General features: G+C 64.8%; 17 protein-coding genes. 8 read left to right on the top strand and 9 right to left on the bottom strand.

The features are described from left to right. Positions 1-33 precede the first annotated feature (33 nt). Complete coding sequence (locus tag DFR74_RS10830) at positions 34-750, bottom strand: DUF4352 domain-containing protein (RefSeq protein ID WP_067510160.1); 717 nt, start codon at positions 748-750, stop codon at positions 34-36. A gap of 326 nt (positions 751-1,076) precedes the next feature. Between DFR74_RS10830 and DFR74_RS10825 the strand changes: the two genes are divergently transcribed. Next, positions 1,077-1,580 (top strand): hypothetical protein, encoded by a 504-nt coding sequence (locus DFR74_RS10825; RefSeq protein ID WP_067510157.1) that lies wholly within the window; start codon positions 1,077-1,079, stop codon positions 1,578-1,580. A gap of 171 nt (positions 1,581-1,751) precedes the next feature. Here the strand turns inward: DFR74_RS10825 and DFR74_RS10820 are convergent, their stop codons facing one another. The 6 genes from DFR74_RS10820 to DFR74_RS10795 form a co-directional block, all read right to left on the bottom strand. Then, the gene (locus tag DFR74_RS10820) at positions 1,752-2,387 is read right to left on the bottom strand and encodes a DUF4352 domain-containing protein (RefSeq protein ID WP_067510155.1); all 636 of its coding nucleotides are present in this window, start codon (positions 2,385-2,387) and stop codon (positions 1,752-1,754) included. Between the two features lie 64 nt (positions 2,388-2,451). Continuing rightward, entirely contained in the window at positions 2,452-2,799 is a 348-nt protein-coding gene (locus DFR74_RS10815; protein ID WP_067510153.1) for a DUF732 domain-containing protein, read from the bottom strand. Between the two features lie 74 nt (positions 2,800-2,873). Then, positions 2,874-3,446 (bottom strand): hypothetical protein, encoded by a 573-nt coding sequence (locus DFR74_RS10810; RefSeq protein ID WP_067510150.1) that lies wholly within the window; start codon positions 3,444-3,446, stop codon positions 2,874-2,876. After that, on the bottom strand, positions 3,443-4,039 hold the full coding sequence (locus DFR74_RS10805; protein ID WP_067510148.1) for a 3'-5' exonuclease: 597 nt from the start codon (positions 4,037-4,039) through the stop codon (positions 3,443-3,445). The genes DFR74_RS10810 and DFR74_RS10805 overlap by 4 nt, the downstream gene beginning before the upstream one ends. Further along, positions 4,036-4,590, bottom strand: a complete 555-nt coding sequence (locus DFR74_RS10800; RefSeq protein ID WP_067510146.1) for a hypothetical protein — start codon at positions 4,588-4,590, stop codon at positions 4,036-4,038. Before DFR74_RS10800 ends, DFR74_RS10805 begins: the two co-directional genes overlap by 4 nt. 733 nt (positions 4,591-5,323) lie before the next feature. Beyond that, complete coding sequence (locus tag DFR74_RS10795; RefSeq protein WP_067510143.1) at positions 5,324-5,626, bottom strand: hypothetical protein; 303 nt, start codon at positions 5,624-5,626, stop codon at positions 5,324-5,326. 169 nt (positions 5,627-5,795) lie between these two features. On the opposite strand from DFR74_RS10795, the gene DFR74_RS10790 reads away from it, so the two are divergent. The 7 genes from DFR74_RS10790 to DFR74_RS10755 all read left to right on the top strand — a co-directional run bounded on the left by DFR74_RS10790 (position 5,796) and on the right by DFR74_RS10755 (position 15,508). After that, positions 5,796-7,787, top strand: a complete 1,992-nt coding sequence (locus DFR74_RS10790) for an N-6 DNA methylase (protein ID WP_067510141.1) — start codon at positions 5,796-5,798, stop codon at positions 7,785-7,787. After that, on the top strand, positions 7,784-9,775 hold the full coding sequence (locus tag DFR74_RS10785) for a type I restriction-modification system subunit M (RefSeq protein ID WP_067510139.1): 1,992 nt from the start codon (positions 7,784-7,786) through the stop codon (positions 9,773-9,775). Before DFR74_RS10790 ends, DFR74_RS10785 begins: the two co-directional genes overlap by 4 nt. Next, positions 9,772-10,986: a restriction endonuclease subunit S gene (locus DFR74_RS10780; protein WP_113975060.1), complete on the top strand. Its 1,215-nt coding sequence runs from the start codon at positions 9,772-9,774 to the stop codon at positions 10,984-10,986. The genes DFR74_RS10785 and DFR74_RS10780 overlap by 4 nt, the downstream gene beginning before the upstream one ends. Before the next feature lie 128 nt (positions 10,987-11,114). Continuing rightward, positions 11,115-13,256, top strand: coding sequence for an AIPR family protein (locus DFR74_RS10775; RefSeq protein WP_067510135.1), 2,142 nt, complete (start codon positions 11,115-11,117; stop codon positions 13,254-13,256). A gap of 111 nt (positions 13,257-13,367) precedes the next feature. Next, positions 13,368-13,811 (top strand): ankyrin repeat domain-containing protein, encoded by a 444-nt coding sequence (locus DFR74_RS10770; RefSeq protein ID WP_067510133.1) that lies wholly within the window; start codon positions 13,368-13,370, stop codon positions 13,809-13,811. 789 nt (positions 13,812-14,600) lie between these two features. Beyond that, positions 14,601-15,065: a helix-turn-helix domain-containing protein gene (locus DFR74_RS10760; protein WP_084537767.1), complete on the top strand. Its 465-nt coding sequence runs from the start codon at positions 14,601-14,603 to the stop codon at positions 15,063-15,065. Then, complete coding sequence (locus tag DFR74_RS10755; protein ID WP_147265777.1) at positions 15,062-15,508, top strand: hypothetical protein; 447 nt, start codon at positions 15,062-15,064, stop codon at positions 15,506-15,508. Before DFR74_RS10760 ends, DFR74_RS10755 begins: the two co-directional genes overlap by 4 nt. A 156-nt stretch (positions 15,509-15,664) precedes the next feature. On the opposite strand, the gene DFR74_RS10750 is transcribed toward DFR74_RS10755, so the two are convergent. After that, complete coding sequence (locus DFR74_RS10750; protein ID WP_147265776.1) at positions 15,665-16,762, bottom strand: hypothetical protein; 1,098 nt, start codon at positions 16,760-16,762, stop codon at positions 15,665-15,667. A gap of 62 nt (positions 16,763-16,824) precedes the next feature. Next, on the bottom strand, positions 16,825-19,173 hold the full coding sequence (locus DFR74_RS10745) for an AAA family ATPase (RefSeq protein ID WP_067510122.1): 2,349 nt from the start codon (positions 19,171-19,173) through the stop codon (positions 16,825-16,827). Positions 19,174-19,692: the final 519 nt, after the last annotated feature.

Raw genomic sequence — 19,692 nt, 5'->3', positions numbered from 1 at the left:
TTGGGCGCCTTCGTTTTTGTGTGCGGTTCGAGGTCAGCGCAGGGCGACTCTGGCGCCGCCTGAGAACGCCGAATCGTGGAATTGCAGGACCGCGGGGACCGTGCCCGGGGGGACATCGAAGACGAGCGTGACATTGACGCTGTTGCCGGGGTTGATCGGTGTCGCAAGGTAAACATTGAGGTTGATCTCGGCGTAGACGTCCGTTTCGAACCGGCGCCCTTGGTCGTCGATGAGTCTCTGGTCGCTGCTCAAATAGGTCTGGGGCCGGTCGCCGATATTGGTGACGGTGACGTGGACCAGGATGTACACGCCCTGTGCGGTCGTCTGGAGATAGGGGTTGTCGCCGACGACGGTTACCGGAGGGTCGACAGCGGTGACGGTGAACTCGAACTTGCCGTCCCGGACCGATGAACCGGCTTGCGCCGCGTCCGGTTCCTGCGCTGGTCGCGGCGCTGGTTCCGGCGCCGGTTCAGGTTGCGGCGCGTCTTCGGGTTGCGGTGCCGGGACAGCGTTTCCGGCATCGTGCGCAGTGGTCGGAGGAAGGACGGTGGCGGTGGTATCGGTGGCGCTGTTGTTCGCGACGATGCCGACGATGCCGAGACAGCCGCCACCGCACAGCACAATCGCCGCGATCAGAATCCACGGCCAGAGGATCTGTTTCTTCGGTGGCGGGGGCGGTTGCCGATACGGCTGTGGCCATCCTGGCTGATTGCCGGGCCATGGTTGCTGGGGCATCTGCGGATAGCCCATGGCTGTCCCGTTCTGTGCGGGCGGCTCGGCTCCGGATCCGGCGCGTTCGCCACCGGCGCGAACCGCTGCTTCGACGCTACGAGGGTTCGCGGCCTGGTCAGCGAGTTTGCCGCCGAAATAGGGACACGTTAGGGGCATGCGGCGGTGGGCGGCTGGAACGGAGTCTCGGTTCGAACCGGAAGTCGCGTACTTGCCACTCGTGCACCCGCCGACCGGTTCGTTGCGGAAAGCGGGTGGCTATCCGCAGGGGAAGTGGTTACTGTGACAGGCGCTGGAAATGATACATAGATGTCCCAACATGAAAGTCAACTGTCCTGGAGGGGTACATGCGTGTCAAGAAGATGATGGCCGGCGCTCTGGTGTCGGTGCCGTTGCTGTTCGGGCTCGGGATGCCGGTCGCCGAGGCAGCGCCGACGCACGTCGCGTTCCAGATCCCGGTGGTGAAGGGGTTGGAGGTGGGGCCGGGCGGCGTGCCGGGCGGTTCGTTCGGAACGATCGGTGTGGTGGGCACCGTCGGTGAAACACCTGGCGCAGCGACCTTCTCGATTCCGGTCCTCGCGCCGTACGACAGTCAATACAACTACCGCTGGATCACGGTCCACTGGCGCAACCTCCAGACCGGCGCGACGGGCAGCGTCGACATCCGCCACTGGACCACCAACCCCACCTCGGGCAGCACCGGCTACGCCGCCTCCCTCCCCACCGCCGCCACCGCTCCCACCGGCCCCGGCCCGATCCTCGCCACCGCCACCGAGCAGCGCGAACAGTGGAACGCCCCACCCATGCCCATCTCCCTCATCCCGGGCACGGGAGTATTACTCGTCTCCTGAATCATCCTGCCCAGCAGGGTGATTCGGTCGTGGAGCGGGGGTGATCGATCTCGGCCGGTCACGTCCCCGCAGCCGCCGGCCCCGGGCGCGTATTCGACGCCGAGGCTGTGCTCGTCAGCGCAGCGGTCGAGAAGGAAGGTGCCCGGGGTTTCCGGGCACCTTCGTCGGCATTCAGCGCAACGCGACCTTCGCGCCACCGGAGAACGCCGAGTCGTGCAGCTGCAAGACCGCGGGAACCGTCCCGGCGGGGACATCGAACACGATGGTGACGTCGACGCTGTTGCCCGGGTTGATCGGCGTCGCCAGGTGGTCGTTGACGTTGATCTCGGCGCGGGTGTCGTTCTCGTACCGGCGGCCCTGGTCATCGATGAGCTTCTGATTGCTGCCGAAGTAGGTCTGCGGCCGATCCCCGATATTGGTGACGGTGACGTGGACCAGGATGTACACGCCCTGCGCCGTGGACTGGAGGTAGGGGTTGTCGCCGACCGCCGTCACGGGCGGGTCGACCGCGGTGACAGCGAATTCGAACTTGCCGTCACGTACTGCCGAACCCGCCTGTGCCGCATCGGGTTCCGGCGCGGGCGCCGGAGTCGCCGGATCCGCGGGGTCGGCGCTGGGCGGCAGCACGGTCGCGGTCGTCTCGCTGCCGCTGTTGTTCGTCGCGATGCCGACGATGCCGAAACAGCCTCCGCAGAGCAGCACCATGGCGCCGATCAGAATCCACGGCCACACGGGCTTCTTCCGAACGGGCTGCGGGGGATAGGAATTCGGCGGGTAGGGCTGCGGGCCCGGGGTGTTGTGAGTCATGGCGATTCCTCGTCAGGGGTTGTCGGGAGCTGTGAAGTGGGTGCGGTCGAGTGCCTGTCGGGCCTCAGCCGTTCCACGGGCAGTAGGCCTCGATCGCCGCGTTCAGGAACAGGTACGGGTACTCGACGGCGTCGCGCGAGCGTTCGGCGAGGCGGATCCGATTGGCCGCAGTGCTGCCGTGGGCATCGAGCCACCGGCACTGGCTGTGCGCCAGGCTGATCGCGGCATCCTGCACCGACCAACTCTCGTCGTCGTAGTAGCTCTGCCGCAGGAACTGCCGATCCGCGGCGCTGCGCGCCGGTCCGAAACTGCCACTGGCCGAGCCGCTGTCGGCGGGCGCGGCGACCGCGACGGGTGCGCCGCCGAGGAGCACGGCGGTGACGGCGAGGAGGGACATGATGAATTTGCGCATGGGAGTGTGACTTTCACTAGGTGTTGGATGTGGACTGTCGATTCGCGGCTGCGCGGTGGTGCGTACGAGGCCGCTCAGGCGTCGAGATCTCCGGTCGGTTCGGGCCACCGGTCGATGGGCGCGGGCACCGGCAGCCGGTGGAACTCGGCCCGGCACAGCACGTCGACGACCAGGACTCGCCGGGCACGCACCATCCCGCCGGATTCGGTGAGGAACCACCCGCCGCCGACGGCGAACACGTCGCCGTTCGCCCTTGCCTGGACGGCGAATCCGGTGATCTCGAACGCGTCGTACGGGGCCTGCACGAATGCCGCGCGGATCACGTCGCCGTGCCGGAGCGACACACGCTGGGGCACCGTCTCCGCCGCGGTCTCGGTCGACGCCTCGTCGAGCACAGCCAGCCGGCACAGCTCGGGCACCGGGTTGCGGTTCCCGGTGTCGAGGTGGACACCACCGACGAGCAGCCCGCCGGTCGACCCGGACTCGACTACCCGTCCGGTGAGGACGAAGGGGCCGAACAGATCCGAGCGAAAGGTCGCCGCCACGGTGTCGCCGGGGACGATGCCGGCGAGGGTGGCCTTGATCCCGCGCAGGTCGCGCCTGCGCGGCACCGTGAGCGCATCGATCGCGCTGTCCGCCCCGCTCATCGGCATCCCCGCACGCCGGACGGGCTCATGCGCCCGAGTCGCGTACCGCAAGCCCTGGCCAGGTCGGGCAGGTTCTCGGCACTGGTGAGGGTGGCGAGCCCGACGGCGATCTCCGCGGCTACACGCGCATCGTCGCCCGCGTGGTGATGGTGGTCCACCCGGACACCCAGGCGGTTCGCGACCGTCTTCAGCTTGTGGTCGGGCAGGCCGAGCGTGCGCTGCGACCAGACCTTCGTGCACCCGTAGTCCCAAGAGGGAAGCGGGATTCCGCTGTGACCGCAGGCTTGCGTCACGGCACTGATGTCGAAGTCGGCGTTGTGCGCGACAACCGGCAGCCCGTCGATGACCGACAGCACCTCCGGCCAGCGCTGCGCGAAGGACGGCTCACCGGCGACCGCATTCGGCGTGATGCCGTGGATGCGGACCTGAAGCGGCGCGAAGTCCGACACGGGCGCGGGCGGCCGGCACAGCCAGGAACGCGACGCGACACGCACGCCGTCCTGCACCACGGTTACCCCGATCGCGCAGATGCTGCCGCGCTTCGGATTTGCCGTCTCGACATCGAGCGCGGCGAAGGACAATTCACGGGTCATCGGATTTCCTCCAAGGGGAGTGGGCGGGCGACCGGCCCGCCGAGGGGGATCAGGTACTCGCGGGTGAGGCGCAGGGCCTCGCAGGCGGCCCAGGCGTCGGCGAGCTCGGCGAATCCGTGTGCCATGCGCAGGGCGCGGGTGACGCGGGTGTCCGGTGGCGAGACGGCCTTCGCCTCCGCCGGGTGCGGCAGGTCGGGCCAATCAGGCTCCACGAGGCGGGTTTTCGCGTTCGCGACGTGCTCGGCCGCTCGTTGGGCCAGCGCCGCGACCTCCGCGCGCACGGCCCGTACCGTGGCATCCGCGTCGATCTCGGTGGTGAACGAGAGTTCCGTGGGCATCTCGAGTTCCGGCGCGCACCGCACTCCCGGCCGTTCGGTGATCAAGCCGCGCAGGCGGTGCAGCTCACTCGCGTCGAGGACCCACGCCCCGGCCAGGCGGGAGAGTCCATTCGTATGTCCCGTCTGGACGTGCCAGACGATCAGGTGATCGTCCTCGCGATCGACGACAGCGAGAGGTGTTGTGTAGGAGGAATTTACGGGTTCGATGGGCATGGCTCGGTCGCTCCGATCAGGTGAGGCCGGGGGATGACGAGGGCGCGTTCGGTCCACCGGCCGCCCGGTGTGGCGGTCGGTGCGTGCGCGGTGGGAGTTGTGCGGGTCAGCGACCCCGACGCGGCGCGATACGTGTCAGCCGGGTGATCGCTGTTCGCAGCAGTTTCGCGATCCGGTTGTTCCGGACGGAACGTGGCGGCACGGGTGATTCAGTTGCTTCGACGCGCCGGCGCCGCAATGCCGCGGTGCGTGCGGCCACCTCCGCGGGAGTGGGTACCTGCCTAGCGGGATCTGCCGGTGCGGTGCGCGTGTTCTCGCGAACTGGGTCGGCCCTTTGGCCCCGGACCGGGCGCGGTGTGTGGTCGTGCAACTCCCCGTCGTGCACGACCGAATCGCTCGAGTGGGCCGCTGCGAGCTGTTCGGCCCGGTGCTGCGCGAGAGTTCGGCTGGTCAAATGCCACCCGTGGCACATCGGACAGCGGTACGCGCGCCGCTCGCGCCGGCGCGGATCGTCCCGATCGAGGGAGGCGAGCACGAGTTCCGCATCGCCCCGAGTGAAGTATCTGCGCTTACCGCCGCCGATGCACCGTGTTGCCGGGATGCGCGCTCGTGTCTTCCGCAGCTCGGCGCCCGACCGCACCAGCAGGGCGCCGTCGGCGCGGCGCAGGCCACGCCGCTGTCGCTGACCGGTCATTGCCTCCTCCTTCTGTTCCTGTGCGGCCGGGTGACGCGGCTAGGACGACAGTCCGTCGAAGCTGCCGGTGACGCCGAGCAGCAGCAGGTGCAGCGGAATCTCCTGGTGCGGTACCACCGACAGGCGGTAGACGCCGTTGTTCAACCGGTCGCACAGCACCACCGAGCCGGGAACGCTTCCCAGCGCCGCCTTGTCGGCGTTGCACGCGTACTGCGCGCCGGGGCCGGAGTAGTGCCGCAGGTGGGTTGCGGCCTGGGCGCCACCGGCGGTGGCGGTGCCGAGGACGGCGAGCGCCGCGCAGGCGGCGGCCGTGGCGACGAGTCGGACAGCGGTGGTGGACATGCGAAAGCTCCTGTCGTGCAGAGGGTCTCCCGGACCGGGAGGGCTGAGCACACCGTCGTCGGTGTGGCGTGTGCCAGCGTATGCGATCGGTAAAACATCGTCAATCGAAATCCGAAGATTGACTTACTGGATCGTGTGAACGATGCTGGTTCGATACGAGAGGAGGGGCATGTCCGAAGTCACCCCACTGGTCACCGCCGCGGAGATCGCCCGGCTGACCGGGGTCACCCGAGCCACCGTGAGCAACTGGCGTAGGCGCTACCCCGACTTTCCGGCGCCGGCGGGTGGTAGCGAATCGCGGCCGCTCTTCGATCTGCCTCGTGTGCAGCAATGGATCCGGGAGCACGGACTCGCGCCCGCGGAGTCGCCGGTGCGGGAGTTGCGCGCGATGCTGCACACCCGCGTCGCACCCGACGACATCGCCGTGCTGATCGAGGTGCTACCGGGGATCGTGGCGGGCAAGGTTCCCGATCGGGCGGTTCTGCAGGACGACGATCTCGTTCGTGCCCTGCGCGCGGCGATCCGTGACGAAACCCCCGAGCGGATCCTGGATCTGCTCGCCGAACGGGGGCTCGGCGAGACCGCGAAGACAGGTGCGTACGCTACGCCGCCGCCGGTGGCCCGGCTGATGGTCGAGTTGCTCAGCGTGGACGGCAAACCACCCGCCGAAGTGCTCGATCCCGCGTGCGGCAGCGGAACGTTGCTACGCGTCGCGGCCGAGGCGGGCGCCAAGGCCTGTTACGGGCAGGACGTGCACCGTTTGCAGGCCGTCCGCGCAGAGGCGCTGCTGTCCATGGTCGCGCCCACCGCCGAATCGACGATCAGGTTGGGCGACAGCCTGACCGGGGACGCCTTTTCCGGCCTCGAGGTCGACGCCGTCGTAACCAACCCGCCCTACGGCGTGCGGGACTGGGGCGCCGATGAGGTCGCCTTGGATCCGCGCTGGGAGTACGGCGCGCCGTCGCGCTACGAATCCGAGATGGCGTGGGTCCAGCACGCCCTCGCGCACCTTCGTCCCGGAGGTGTCGCGGTCCTGTTGCTGCCACCATCGGTGGCGATGCGTGCCGCGGGCCGGAAGATCCGCACGAATCTCTTGCGCGCGGGGGCATTACGTGCGGTCATCGGGCTGCCGGCCGGCGCCGCTCCACCTCGTCAAGTCGCGTTGCAGCTGTGGGTCCTGCGCCGTCCGGTCGACGGTGAGCCGCAGCCCGAGGACCTGCTGCTCATGGACACCGCGCGCCTGGACGACGACGCGCGGGCCGGCGGGACCTGGGATCGTCTGGCGCACACTGTGCTCGCCGCCTGGCACGCCTACGCCCGGGGTGAGATACAGGCGGCTACCGTTCCCGATGTGGCGGCGGTGGTGCGCGTGATGGATGTGCTGGGCGAGGAGGTGGATCTGACGCCGGCTCGCTACGTGCGAGCACCGGTCGACGCCGACCGCGCCGTCGCGCAAGCCGAGCGAGCCTTCGATGATCTGAGTGGATACCTGGCGGTGCTGCGATCGGCTGCCGACAACCTACGCGACTTGTCCGCCCTGCAAGGACTGACGTGGCGGACCGCCACGGTGGGTGACCTGGTCAACGGCGGTGCGCTGCGCGTCCTCACACGTCCACTGGGGGCCGACGCCGAGCCGGCCGAGGATGAACTCGGCCTACCGGTTCTGCGATCGGCGGATGTCGCGAGCGCAAGTGCGCCGTCGGAGATCGTCGATGACAGTTGGTCCACGGCGATCATCCGGATCGAGCCCGGCGACGTGGTCTTGCAGGAATCCCGGTCGCACCGGGGGAACGCGCCCGTCGGCGTTGTCGCACAGGACGATTGGGTGGGCGCGGTGCTCGGTCCCGGGCTGTTCGTCCTGCGCGTCGACCCGCAGCGCCTGGACCCGTGGTTCGTCGCCGGTTTCACCGGCAGCCCGGAGAACTCCGGCGCGTTGATGGGCGCCACCGTCGTCCGGGTGGTGCCGAACCGCTTGCGCATCCCCTTGCTGCCCCTGCCCGCGCAGCAGCGCTACGGTGCGGCGTTCCGCCTCCTGCACGAGCTGCATGCCTCCGGGCGCCGCACCGCCGAACTCGCCGATCGGATCGGCGAGCTCGTCCATACCGGCCTCACCGCGGGCGCCCTCGAACCTCCCGCCATACCTTCGAAAGGTAGGAAGTGAACACCAACAAGCACACCGAACTGGCCAACCACGCGTGGTCGGTGGCCGATCTGTTGCGCGGTGACTACAAGCAGTCCGACTACGGCAAGGTGATCCTGCCGTTCACGGTGTTGCGGCGGTTGGAATGCGTGCTGGAGCCGACGCGGGAGAAGGTGTCCGCGGTGGTCGAGGCGCGCAAGGACAGCGATCTGGATCTGGATCCGTTCCTGCGCAAGGCATCCGGGACCAGCTTCTACAACGTCACCCCGTTGACCTTGAAGAGCATCCTGGCCGATTCGGGGCACGCCGCGAAGAACATGATCAACTACATCGGCGGCTTCTCCGAGAACGCCCGCGAGGTGCTGGAGAAGTACGAATTCGCCCAACAGGTGAAGCGGCTCGACAGTGCGAATCTGCTGTATCAGGTGATCGGCAGGTTCGCGGATCTGGATTTGCGGCCCGACGTGGTGTCGAACCACAACATGGGCTACGTGTTCGAGGAGCTGATCCGGCGATTCGCCGAGCAGTCCAACGAGACGGCCGGTGAGCACTTCACGCCCCGCGAGGTCATCGAGCTCATGGTGAACCTGCTGATCGCACCCGACGGCGAGCTGGTCGGCACTCCGGGCGTCACCCGCAAGGTGCTCGACCCCGCGTGCGGCACCGGCGGCATGCTCAGTGCCGCCGAGGAACACATCCTGGCGATGAATCCCCAAGCGCGCGTGGAGGTTTACGGCCAGGAACTCAACCCGGAATCATGGGCCATCTGTCGCTCGGACCTGATGATCAAGGGGCAGGTGCCCGACAATATCGCCTTCGGCAACTCCTTCAGCGACGACGGGCACAAGCACCTGCGCGCCGACTACCTGCTCGCCAACCCGCCGTTCGGTGTGGAGTGGAAGAAGGTGAAAGAGGACGTCGAGTGGGAGCACAAGAACCTCGGCGACGCAGGGCGTTTCGGTGCCGGACTGCCCCGGATCAACGACGGCTCGCTGCTGTTCCTCCAGCACATGATCTCGAAGATGAAGCCCGTGGGCGTCGACGGCGGCGGCAGTCGCGTCGCGATCGTCTTCAACGGTTCGCCGCTGTTCACCGGCGCCGCCGAGTCGGGTGAGTCGAACATCCGCAAGTGGATCATCGAGAACGACTGGCTGGAAGCGATTGTCGCCCTGCCGGATCAACTGTTCTACAACACCGGCATCTCGACGTACTTCTGGATCCTCACCAACCGCAAGTCACCCGACCACCGCGGCAAGGTGGTGCTGCTCGACGCCCGCGACTACTGGCAGAAGATGCGCAAGTCGTTGGGCGACAAGCGCAAGTACGTGGGCAAGGAGCAGATCGACGAGATCACCCTTCTCTACCGCGACGCCCTCGACGTCGCCGCCGACCCCGACCACCCCCTGCACGGCAAGGTGAAGGTATTCGCCAATAACGACTTCGGCTACCGCCGCATCACCGTCGAACGCCCCCTGCGCCTGCGCTTCGAGCTCACCGAGGAATCCCTCGACCAACTCGTCTCCGCCGCCGCGGTCCGCAAGGCGTACACCGACCCGGGGGTCTTCCGCGGATTGCTGGCCCCGCTGGTGGGTTCGGTGTGGAAAACCAAGGCCGACACCGTGAATGCGTTGAAGGACGCCGTCGTCGGCGCCGGCGAGCCCTGGCCCACCGGGGCGCCGTTCGCCAAGGCGCTCCGTGATGCGCTCGGCGTGCGCGACCCGGAGGGTGAACTCCAGCTCCTGAAAGGCGCACCGGAACCCGATCCCGACCTCCGCGACTACGAGAACGTTCCCCTCGACGAGGATGTTGACGAGTACTTGGCCCGCGAAGTACTGCCCCACGTACCGGACGCGTGGATCGACCACTCCAAGACGAAGATCGGGTACGAGATCCCCTTCACCCGGCACTTCTACGTGTATACGCCGCCGCGTCCGCTGGAGGAGATCGATGCGGAGTTGAGGGAGTTGGAGACGGAGATTCAGAAGTTGTTGGGGGAGGTTACGCAGTGAGCGTGAAACCTGTGGAGCGGGTGCCGCTGAGAAGAATAGCGAGGCTCGCCTACGGCGATGCGTTGTCGTCTGAATCGAGGAGAGAAGGAACGATTCCCGTTGTGGGTTCGGGAGGTGTGTCCGGGTATCATGACGAGGCAAACTTCAGTGGTCCGGGGATTGTTGTGGGACGGAAGGGATCCTATGGATCGATACATTGGGTTCCCGGTGATGGTTTTGCGATCGACACGGCCTACTTCATAAATGATCGACTGACAACCGTTGACTTACGCTGGCTCTACTACGCACTTGATTCGGTAAATTTTAAGGGTGCTTCGCAGGATGTTGGAGTCCCGGGGTTATCGAGAGAAGTAGCGTATACGACATTGGTACCTGCTCCGCCGGAACTAGACGAACAGCGCCGCATCGCCGACTTCCTCGACGCCGAAACCTCCCGCATCGATCGTATTACGCAGTCGAGAGATGCACAGGCGTCGGCCTTGGCGGAACATCTGCTGTCGTCCATCGGCGCCATGTTATCCGGATCGTCAGTTCGTGGTCCGAGAAAAAGGACTGGATGGAAGTGGTTGCCCGAAATTCCTGAGCACTGGGCGATCGCTCCAGTTTACGCGCACTACGACACTGAGTTGGGGAAGATGCTTAATGCTGAACGTGCGAGCGGAGATAGGCAGCGTCCCTATCTGAGAAACGCGAACGTTGGCTGGTTCCACATAAATATCGACGATGTTTCGACGATGGAATTCGGCGCGGACGAGGTGCGCAGGTATTCATTGAGGGAGGGCGACCTTCTGGTATGTGAGGGTGGTGCTGGTGTAGCCGAGGCCGCCGTATGGGATGGAAGGATCGCTGATTGCTACTTTCAGAAGTCCCTTCATCGTGTTCGCTCGTCCTCCGGCCTGCCCGTCGAGTGGTTGATGTACTGGCTTAGGTTCGCGAAATCGTGCGGCGTGTTCTATGCCGAGGGGAACGTAGCTACGATCCCGCATCTGACCGGAGAACAGTTGAGGCGTCAGAGGTTGCCAATCCCGAATGCCCCTGAATCGTATATAGATGCGATGGGATCGTTGATTGCGGCGACTGACGTGCTTCAGAATAAGATAGCTGTTGCGAAGCAGCTCTTGTTGGAGCGCAAACAAGCCCTAATCACCGCCGCCGTCACCGGCCAGTTCGACGTAACGACCGCTCGACGGAACGCGACGGAGGCATCCTGAAATCTCGACTTCCGTGTTGGCTGGAGGGGCGCGAATAGCGGTGCGCCCCAGGTACTCTGGTGCGGATCGGGCGAACTCGAGGTGTGAGCGCGTCGAGCTGGGGTGTTACTGAGCAGGGAGGATGGCGTGTGACGACTGCGGAGCGGGGTAGTGGTCCCGGTGCGCCCAGTCAGGTCCGGCAGGTCGCTCGAGGGTTGCGCCGCACCTATATCGACTCCGGTCTTCTCGACCTGAGCGATCTCGAGGGTAAGCCGGCGGAAGAACGTGAGCCTCGGGAGCTGTCCCGCGCACTCGCCGCGCAGGCGGTCCGCCTCGTCACCGGGTTCAGCCCGGAGCACGCCGCGCGCACTGTGATCGACGGTGTCGCCGACCAGGGGATCGATGCCCTCGCCGTCGTGGAGGGCGCCCAGCCGCATATCTATCTGGTGCAAGCGAAGTGGAGCAAGACCGGCCGGGCGCCCAGTGAGCGATCGGCCGTGATGGAGTTGCTCGCCGGTCTACGCCTCATCGACAGCGAGGACTTCACACCCTTCAATCCGCGCGGACGTCAGCTCGCCGAACTGGCCAGGAAGGTCATGGACTCGGGCGCGGTTCCGGTCACCCAAGTGGTGGCTCTGATGCGCTCCGATGAGGTCACGCCGGGCTTCCTGGACGCGATCGCCAACGGAGAGAAGGAGTTCAACAAGCACGGTGCGGTATTGGGCCATCGCATCGTCCTCGCCCCCGAGATCTGGCAGTCGGTACGCGATGACTATGCGCCCCAGCCTGTTTCGCTGACCGCCGACCTTTTTCCGTGGTTCTCGGTGATGACGCCGTTCGAGTCCTACCAAGGCATCGTGTACGCCGCGCAAGTCGCGGAGTGGGCGGGAGCAGGCGACCGGTTGTTCACGTCGAATATCCGGAATCCACTCGGCCGCACCGCGATCAATAACAGCGTGATCGAAACATTGACCAGCGAGCCCGCCTACTTCTGGTACTACAACAACGGCATCACGATCCTGTGCGACTCCGCGGAGAAGCTCAGTCATGCGATGCTTCAGCCGCACGTACGGCCGCTCGCGTTGAGGTTGCACAATGCGAGTGTCGTCAATGGGGCGCAAACCGTGCGATCCATCGCCGAAGCTGTGGCGGGCGATACCGATGCCGGCGGCGCCCAAGTCGGTGTCCGCATCATCGTGGTCGGTGCGGATGCCGAGTTCGCCAAGAAGACGACGCAGGCCGCCAATCGCCAGAACCGAGTGGAGGCCAGGGATTTCATTGCCTTGGAATCGGTGCAGGCGGAGATCATGGCCGATATGCGCATCGAGCTCGGGCTCGAATATGTGGTGCGCCGAGGCGAACTCGAGCCCGCCCCCGAAACGGGCTGCTCGGTCGTCGAAGCGGCGCTGGCACTGGCCTGCGCGCACTCGGAGTCCAAGTACGCGGCTCGGATCGCCACCGACCTCGATGTGCTGTGGGAGCGCGGTTCCCAAGGCATCTACGACGTGCTGTTCCGTCCCCGCCCCAGCGCGTATCTGCTGTGGAACGCGGTCAACGTACTGCGTGAGGTGCGCCGGACTTTGCTCGCCCTGCGGCCGAAGTACGAGGGCAGGGCGGTGGCGCTCGCCGAACACGGCGTCTACTTGCTGACCCACCTCACCTTCCGGAGCTTGGACACCGAAGCGATCAGCGAACCCGATCACAATCTGGAGTGGCTGGCCCGCGCGCGGGACGAGATCCCGGGTCTGGTTGCCCGGCTGCTTCCCGAGACGGTGAACGTGATCGATCGCCTGTACGGCGAACGTTCCCAGGTACGCGCCGTGTGCGCCGACATCTCCCGCAGTCGCGAGGTTGTCGCCACCGTATTGCGCGCGGGCACCGAGGATATCGCGACTTCCACCAAGTACGACCGTGTGCGCCCGGCCAAGAGGCGCAGGCGCCCCAATGCGGTCTCGGTGCTGATCGACCGCAATGTCTTGGCCGAGGGGGAGGCGTTGGCACTATCGGACGCCTTCCCCGCCGAGACCGAAGCTCTGGCGGACTGGCTCGCGCAGGATCCGCAGCGTGGCCGTGCCACCTGGGTTCCGCATCGCCTCAAGCCGATTCTGTGGGCCGTCGACGGCAACCAGTATTCACCGTCGGGTTTGATCACCTCGATGTGGGAATCCGCGGGATGGGAGGACAAACCGGTCGCCAACCAGGGCACCAAACGTTGGGTCGTGGCGAGCACCGGCGAATCGCTGGCGGATCTCGCATGGCGCGTGCTCGAGGGCCTGGAGGAGACCGACTGAATCGCGCGTCACAGGCCGGTACCGTGGCACCCGCTTCCTCGGACTCCGGACCATTGACAGCACCGAGAAGCACGCAGACGACCGCCGAACCCTCGGGGGACCCCATTGTTCATGTGGAAAAAGACGCAGCCCAAGATTTCTCGTGATCGCGCGGGTCGCACCGAACTCCACTACGCCGCCGCCAGTATCGAGGACAGCAGTTCGTACGTCGCGTACCTGCTCGCTGCGGGCTTCGATCCCAACGATCGCGACCACGCTGGCGTCACACCACTACACGCCGCCGTCGAGCACCACCACATCGACACGGTGCGCACCCTTCTCGATGCCGGCGCCGACGTCAACGCCCGTGATTCCCAGGGTGATACGCCCCTGTACTACGCCTTCCGCAGTCCCTGGAGCACCGCGAGCGTCGTCCAACTCCTCCGAGACCGTGGCGCCGACCCCCACCTCCCCAACAACCGAGGCAATACCCCACTGGCGTTCGTCGGCATGCTGTCCAACAAGCCGGAACTACGCGCCGTCTTCGCCGACCTGCTCGACGACGAGCCGGCGTGACTGCGCTGAACGTTGTCCCTGAACTCCCAGGCCTACACGATAGGGCCGAAGCAGTCCGCAGCAGAAGGCCAGCATCGTGCAGGTAGAACGAGAGCTCGCGACACTCCGGTGCGACACGCTGGGACATCATTGGCAAAGAATGACGTGCGGGGGCAAGATCGAACTCTCGATCACGACAGGGGGGAGCCTGTGGACAGCGCTCTACGATCCAGGATTCATCGACCTGGCTGCCTGTGGAGTTGGACGTCCGAATGCGATGAGCACTTCGAGCACTTGCGCAGTGTCGATGCCGAGGCGGCTTACCTACTGGAAGCCATGACACGCCGGGCACGATCCCATGGTCTTCCGCCGACAGCCAATAACGCAGACCCATCTGCCCGGGCGCCCAGCCACCGCTGTCCAGTAGGGGACCGGGTGAAGGACCTTCCGGATTGCCGCTTCGACGCCGCCGATCTGCCGCTCCCGTGGACTGGCGAGCTGTACGCCGAGTCGCACGATCGGCGGACTATGTACAGGCTCTACTTCATCGAGGCACGGCCCACTTGGATGGCCGTGACAGATGAGGTCGTCGCCTCCGGCATTGGGGCGAAGCCCGCTTGGGATGACCCGGACTGGTCGAGCGAAGTCCAGACGCGACAGATCCACGACGCGATGCTATCGGGTGTGACGCGATGCGGGAATGTCCGCAAGCGATGGAGACGCTGGGACTCGGCTTGATAGTGTTTGCGTTATAACGCATGCGCTCTTGGGTCCGATGCGGAATACTGGCGACACGAGAGAGGTACGTACATGAGTTCCACCGGGTCCCCGGGGACCAGAAACCCCACACCAGAGGATGAACTGGGTGTCGAACTCGCAGGCGAGCAGCTCAACATGATCCTCGACCTGCGCGAGATCCGCATCGAACGCGGACTGTCGGTGGGCGACGTCGCCGAGATGATGGGAGTCGACGCATCGCAGGTTTCCCGATTCGAGAGCGGGGGGACCAATCCGACGATGTCCACGGTGCGTCGCTATGCGCGTGCGGTGGGAGCCATCCTGCGGATCTCGACACGCCGATGGGATGGCGAGCGAGGTGGTGCGGCGGAGGACAGTGGCCTTCCATCGCAAGGGCCCGTCGCCCAGAGTGCTGGCAAGGCTCCGTCGAGCCGACTGGCGATGTGGGGGATAAAGCTGGCGAATGAGGCGTACCAGCATCCAGTGCCTTCGGAGCCCAAGCAGTACTTCTACGGGAAAACGCAGGTCAAGGCGTGAATCTTGCTGAACGCGCCACAGCCGCGCTACTCATCTGGAACGAGCGGTCCGTTCGCCGACGCGCGAAAGGAAGCCCTGATACGCCCTCATCGGACGGATTCAGTATCTCCCTCAGCGCGGTCGGGGGTATGGACGGAGCGAAAGACATCCCCTACGTAGACGCCGCTTTCGATGTGAATCTGGACGCGCCTGACATAGAGATCAACTATCAGCTGACATGCAGATTCTTCTTCGAGAACGATGTCGATCCTCCGGCCCCCGCGGAAGCCACCGAGTTCATGCGCGATTACGGCGTCTCCTACGCACTCGGCTACGTGAACGCGGCGCTCGCATCCGACTCCAGCGCATTCCGTGTGCGCAACTACGCGATTCCGGTGCTTGCGCTGAACGATGTGAAGAGCCTCGTGACCAGCAATGAATCTGACACGGATACCCCCGGATGATGTCAGCTGGTCAGTGTTGACGAGATCGACGAAAATAGGCCTGAGCCGATCTTGCCCTGGGCGCAATGCGGGCTTGTGAGCGGGGCATAGTGCGGGTTCGCATATCCTGACGAACGGCCCCGCCACGCTGCTCATCAACGTCGCGGGTGGTCACTGTCAGAGGTCGAGATAGTCGGCTATCCGTCGTAACAGCTCATCGGGAACAGGATTGCGGTGGGCGAGGACGTTGCGCAGGTCCCGAAATGCCTGAAGCCGACCACGTTCGTGGACGCCGATGTCGATTCCGCGGTACTCGACCAACCAAGCCAGGGAGCCGATCTCGATGATGTCGTCGTCTCGCCGGAAAAGGCCGGACAGTGCTCGTTCCGTAGCTTTTATTCGGATTTTCCGCTCGAAGTGTGCTCGCTCTTCGTCGACGTGCGGCATGAGTACTCGACTGTGCGCCAGCCACAACCGCTGGGAGATCGCCGTCGTGTCGAGTACCGCCGGTGCCCACCGGAGGCTCTGCCCCCACCAGTCGACCAAGCCGTCTCGCCATGACTCTTCCAGATCGGCGGGTGGAGCTGTCAAGCGTCGACGGGGTGCGTCTCCTGAGCTGGATGGGTCGGATGACGGTAGATTCGTGATCGTTTCCCGATAGCGATGCACCGTGTGCGCGAGACCCGGAGTCGTCCGGTCCCAATTGTCGAGAAGGTATCTTGTGAACCGCAGGTCCCACCCGGAGAGTTCCGTTATGACCGCGTGGTCCAGCGGTCTGAGGCGGCATTCGGAGAGTCCGACCAGAAGGGACTCCGTATCGAGTCGGTCCAGGACTCCCCACCACCAACGCACCGAGATCGCGCTGCGGTCCAGGTGGGCGATTATTCTCCTTGGCAGGTCTGCCAGCCGGACGCCGATGATCATCTTGGGACGGTGTTCCACGGGCAGCCCGCAGGCTGTCAGCTGGGCCGGCCACCTGCGGACGATCTCGGCAACATCAGGGTGATCCCAGCTTGGGACAACCAACCACGACCCGTGCCATGGTTCCCACTCGATGATCGTGTCCCACTCGTCGAACTCGCGCTCTTTGGCTGGGTCGGCGCCGAACGTGGTCAGTACCCTGCTGTGAAAGGGCTCAGCTGAGCTGTGGCAGTACTCCGACCGTGCCCCCTCCAATGCGACGTCATGAAGCATCGAGTCTGCGACACTCGACTCCACCAGCACATCGGGAAAGACGATCACCACAGATTTACCGGAGGTGAGGTCATCGACCACCTCTTTTACCAACCTGTTGGGTCCTGGAAGATGGGGGTAGACCTCAGAAATCGGGGCGGAACTCATAGGAGTCTATTGAGGGCTCGTGCTACTACCGGATCGATCGCGTACTCCTCGTGGCGTTCATCGAGAACGCCCAGAGTAGCCAGGTCGACGGCAATCTCGTTCATCTCGTCGAAGTCGCTCTCGAGCACCTCGGCGATATCAGATATTCGCTCGTAGCTTGCGGACCCGAGCTCGAGCCACGGAGTCAGAACGCTGCGGTCGCGGTCGGTGACGCCGACCCTCTCCAGGAATGCTCGGGCCGCGTCTTCGTGCTCAGGGAATTCGGACAGCCGGGCCCACTCCTCGCTGTGGCTGATATTCCGATTCGAGACGTCTGATACCGCTCGTTCCACCAGCTCCGGCCAGCCGCCGGAGTGTGTCAGCAGCTCGCGGCGGTCGCTCGGTGTGTTGAATGGGTTATCGTGCCAGGACCGGATTCCGTCGCCGGACCACTTGCCAAGCTGGACCACCGTGGTTGTCGTGCCGTGTGCGTTTTCGGCGAGGGCACGTGCAGCGCCCAGACCCGAGGCACCCAACACGACAACGAGATGTCCGTGTGCGCGGCCGCGCATCGACCGCACCGCGTCGGCCAGAGCACGAGTCTGTTGGGGAGGGGTTTCGGACGCATCCACGACCAGCATCCGAGGCACACTAGATCCGCTGCCCGCGAACTTGAACTGCGACAGATTGAAGACGATGTCCGCAGAGTGCGCAGCATCTATCACGGTGACATCGATGGCGCGCTCGTCTCCCACCGATTTGAGAACTCGCGCAACGTCGGTCACGCCGAGTGCATGACTTCCGACTATGGCGAAATTGGCGGCCTCGTATTTTGTCTTCACCGGAACAAGTCGACTGAGGTCGTGCTCGCTGAGCGGACTGCGAACCGTATGACCCGAGACGGTGACTTGGCGTCGAGTCGACCGGGGATTGTATTCGTGCGGTAGCTCGAACTGCTCTTTGTTCTCGTCGAGCTCGGTCTCCAGCTGCTCTTTGGTCCCCAGCATGGTGACGATGTTCGGCGAGCGCACCGAGAACCGGCCGTCGCGATCCTTGATGAGAACCCCGAGGCCGACGAGCTCGTCCAAGTAGACCTCGAATTCGGCGCTGTTGAGGTCCTCGAACCCTTGCTGCCAATACATTTCGCAATGCTCACGAACGTCAGCTGCGGTGTACTTCTCTCGGAACTCGTCGTCCATGCACATGATCGCTACCGCGAGCGCGATCACGCGGTAACGGTCCTCCAGGGCGATTGTCAGCCGCAGCTTCTCGGCGATCTTGTCCCTGGTGCGCGGATCCTGAGTCACGGTGTCGATGTCGGTGTCACGGATGGTGACGAGGGGCTCACCCTTGTGCAGCGGCCGCGACTGGAGATGGGAAATCAGGTCGTTGCAAACGACCTGGATGAGACCGGGCTGAAGGTTGGTGAATGCCAACAATCGCCACACTGCCTCGGGATTCTCGAATCGATATCCGAGTGCCTCCAGCGGCTTTCTGACGAGATCGCTCGCAGGCTTGGCCGCCAGTGGGCCGATGAGTACGTCTCGCCCCCCATGTGCGAGCGGAGTGTTCGCAACGTTCTGGAGTCGTTGTACCTTGTGGAGGCCTGCGAATATCGGCTTGAAGCGGCCCTGGGTATCATCGAACAAGCCCTTCAAAGGGCCGATGTTCTCGAACGAACGTGCCGAGCCACTCGACTCTTTCTCCAGAAAAGCGTCGGCTTCGTCGAGCAGTAGCAGCAGGCGCCGTGACTCTTTGCCGCCCAGCCACTGCTGGATAGCGCGGATCACCGGTTCCGGATTTCGAACGGCTCTGTTCTGCTTGACATCGATACCGCCGATCCTGGCGAGTTCGTTGTACAGAACGGGCCACAGTCGCTGAGAGTCGGCCCAGGTACCGATGCCGTGCGAATTCAAGTCTATGAAGATCGCTCTATGATCCGGCTCGGCATTGAAGTCTCGCTGAATTTTGCGCAGCAGTGCCGACTTGCCCAGCTGACGACCGCCGTATACGAAAAGGCTTCCGGTGGGATCGGTAAGCGTCGCGAGTTCATCTGCCCGGCCCACGAACACTTCGTCGGGTACATTTCCGGCGATGACTGTGTAGTGGGTGAAGCAGGTGAACGGCAAGGTGATCTGTTGAACCGCCCGGAAGGATCGAGGGTATCGGGCCGCCACGAACGCGGCGACCGCATGGTCGACCACGATGGCACTGATTTTCTGTTCCCGGCAGGTATTCAGACACTGAATGCGCTGATCCAACGTCAACACTCCGGCGAACAACACGATATTGGGACCGCTCTTGGTAGGGAACGCTTTCGACAGGGTCTCGCGCAGAAGCTTGTGATCATCGGTTGTGACCACCATGTAGTGCGTCGCTCGACTGCCGAGACCCGGGACCAAGGAGCCATCTACAGGCGTGGCAGTCACCCGATAGCGCTCGAAGTGGCGCACTCCGGGAATCGGATCCCGGTTGATTTCTCCGCGTGTATCAAGTCCGAGCGCGCGCAGAATCGACCCGAGAGTCGCTTGCCGGTTCGTACGGCTGCCGTGTCCCTTGTGTACCAGATGCTCCCAGTGGGCGAGTCGGGTCAGGTCACCGTGCTCAATGGTCGCGTCGCCATCCGACCGCGCCTCACCGACCTGCGCCACGACATCATGGATCGTGGTGGGCGTCGTGCGGTGCAGCGATGCCAATGCGCTGACGAAGGCATCGAAAACATGTGCGCCGACGGGCGTATCCCCAATATCGGCCTCTGGTAACGAGCCAGTTCTGGCGAGTGCGAGTAGTTCGTTCGCCCCAACGAAGTCGGCGTCGTCGATCAGCGCGATAATGCGATTCCGCGCGCGGCTGTCGGAGATCTCCTCGTTCACTCGGTGACGTAG

Source organism: Nocardia puris (assembly GCF_003315035.1).
Lineage (GTDB): Bacteria > Actinomycetota > Actinomycetes > Mycobacteriales > Mycobacteriaceae > Nocardia > Nocardia puris.
Note: the sequence above shows the minus strand (reverse complement) of the source record. Positions and strands in the feature narration are given on the sequence as shown.

Excerpts from the sequence above, each read along its gene's own strand:
- DFR74_RS10830 (WP_067510160.1), bottom strand. The coding sequence starts at position 750 with ATGGGCTATCCGCAGATGCCCCAGCAACCATGGCCCGGCAATCAGCCA.
- DFR74_RS10825 (WP_067510157.1), top strand. The coding sequence starts at position 1,077 with ATGCGTGTCAAGAAGATGATGGCCGGCGCTCTGGTGTCGGTGCCGTTG.
- DFR74_RS10820 (WP_067510155.1), bottom strand. The coding sequence starts at position 2,387 with ATGACTCACAACACCCCGGGCCCGCAGCCCTACCCGCCGAATTCCTAT.
- DFR74_RS10815 (WP_067510153.1), bottom strand. The coding sequence starts at position 2,799 with ATGCGCAAATTCATCATGTCCCTCCTCGCCGTCACCGCCGTGCTCCTC.
- DFR74_RS10810 (WP_067510150.1), bottom strand. The coding sequence starts at position 3,446 with ATGAGCGGGGCGGACAGCGCGATCGATGCGCTCACGGTGCCGCGCAGG.
- DFR74_RS10805 (WP_067510148.1), bottom strand. The coding sequence starts at position 4,039 with ATGACCCGTGAATTGTCCTTCGCCGCGCTCGATGTCGAGACGGCAAAT.
- DFR74_RS10800 (WP_067510146.1), bottom strand. The coding sequence starts at position 4,590 with ATGCCCATCGAACCCGTAAATTCCTCCTACACAACACCTCTCGCTGTC.
- DFR74_RS10795 (WP_067510143.1), bottom strand. The coding sequence starts at position 5,626 with ATGTCCACCACCGCTGTCCGACTCGTCGCCACGGCCGCCGCCTGCGCG.
- DFR74_RS10790 (WP_067510141.1), top strand. The coding sequence starts at position 5,796 with ATGTCCGAAGTCACCCCACTGGTCACCGCCGCGGAGATCGCCCGGCTG.
- DFR74_RS10770 (WP_067510133.1), top strand. The coding sequence starts at position 13,368 with ATGTGGAAAAAGACGCAGCCCAAGATTTCTCGTGATCGCGCGGGTCGC.
- DFR74_RS10760 (WP_084537767.1), top strand. The coding sequence starts at position 14,601 with ATGAGTTCCACCGGGTCCCCGGGGACCAGAAACCCCACACCAGAGGAT.
- DFR74_RS10745 (WP_067510122.1), bottom strand. The coding sequence starts at position 19,173 with ATGGTGGTCACAACCGATGATCACAAGCTTCTGCGCGAGACCCTGTCG.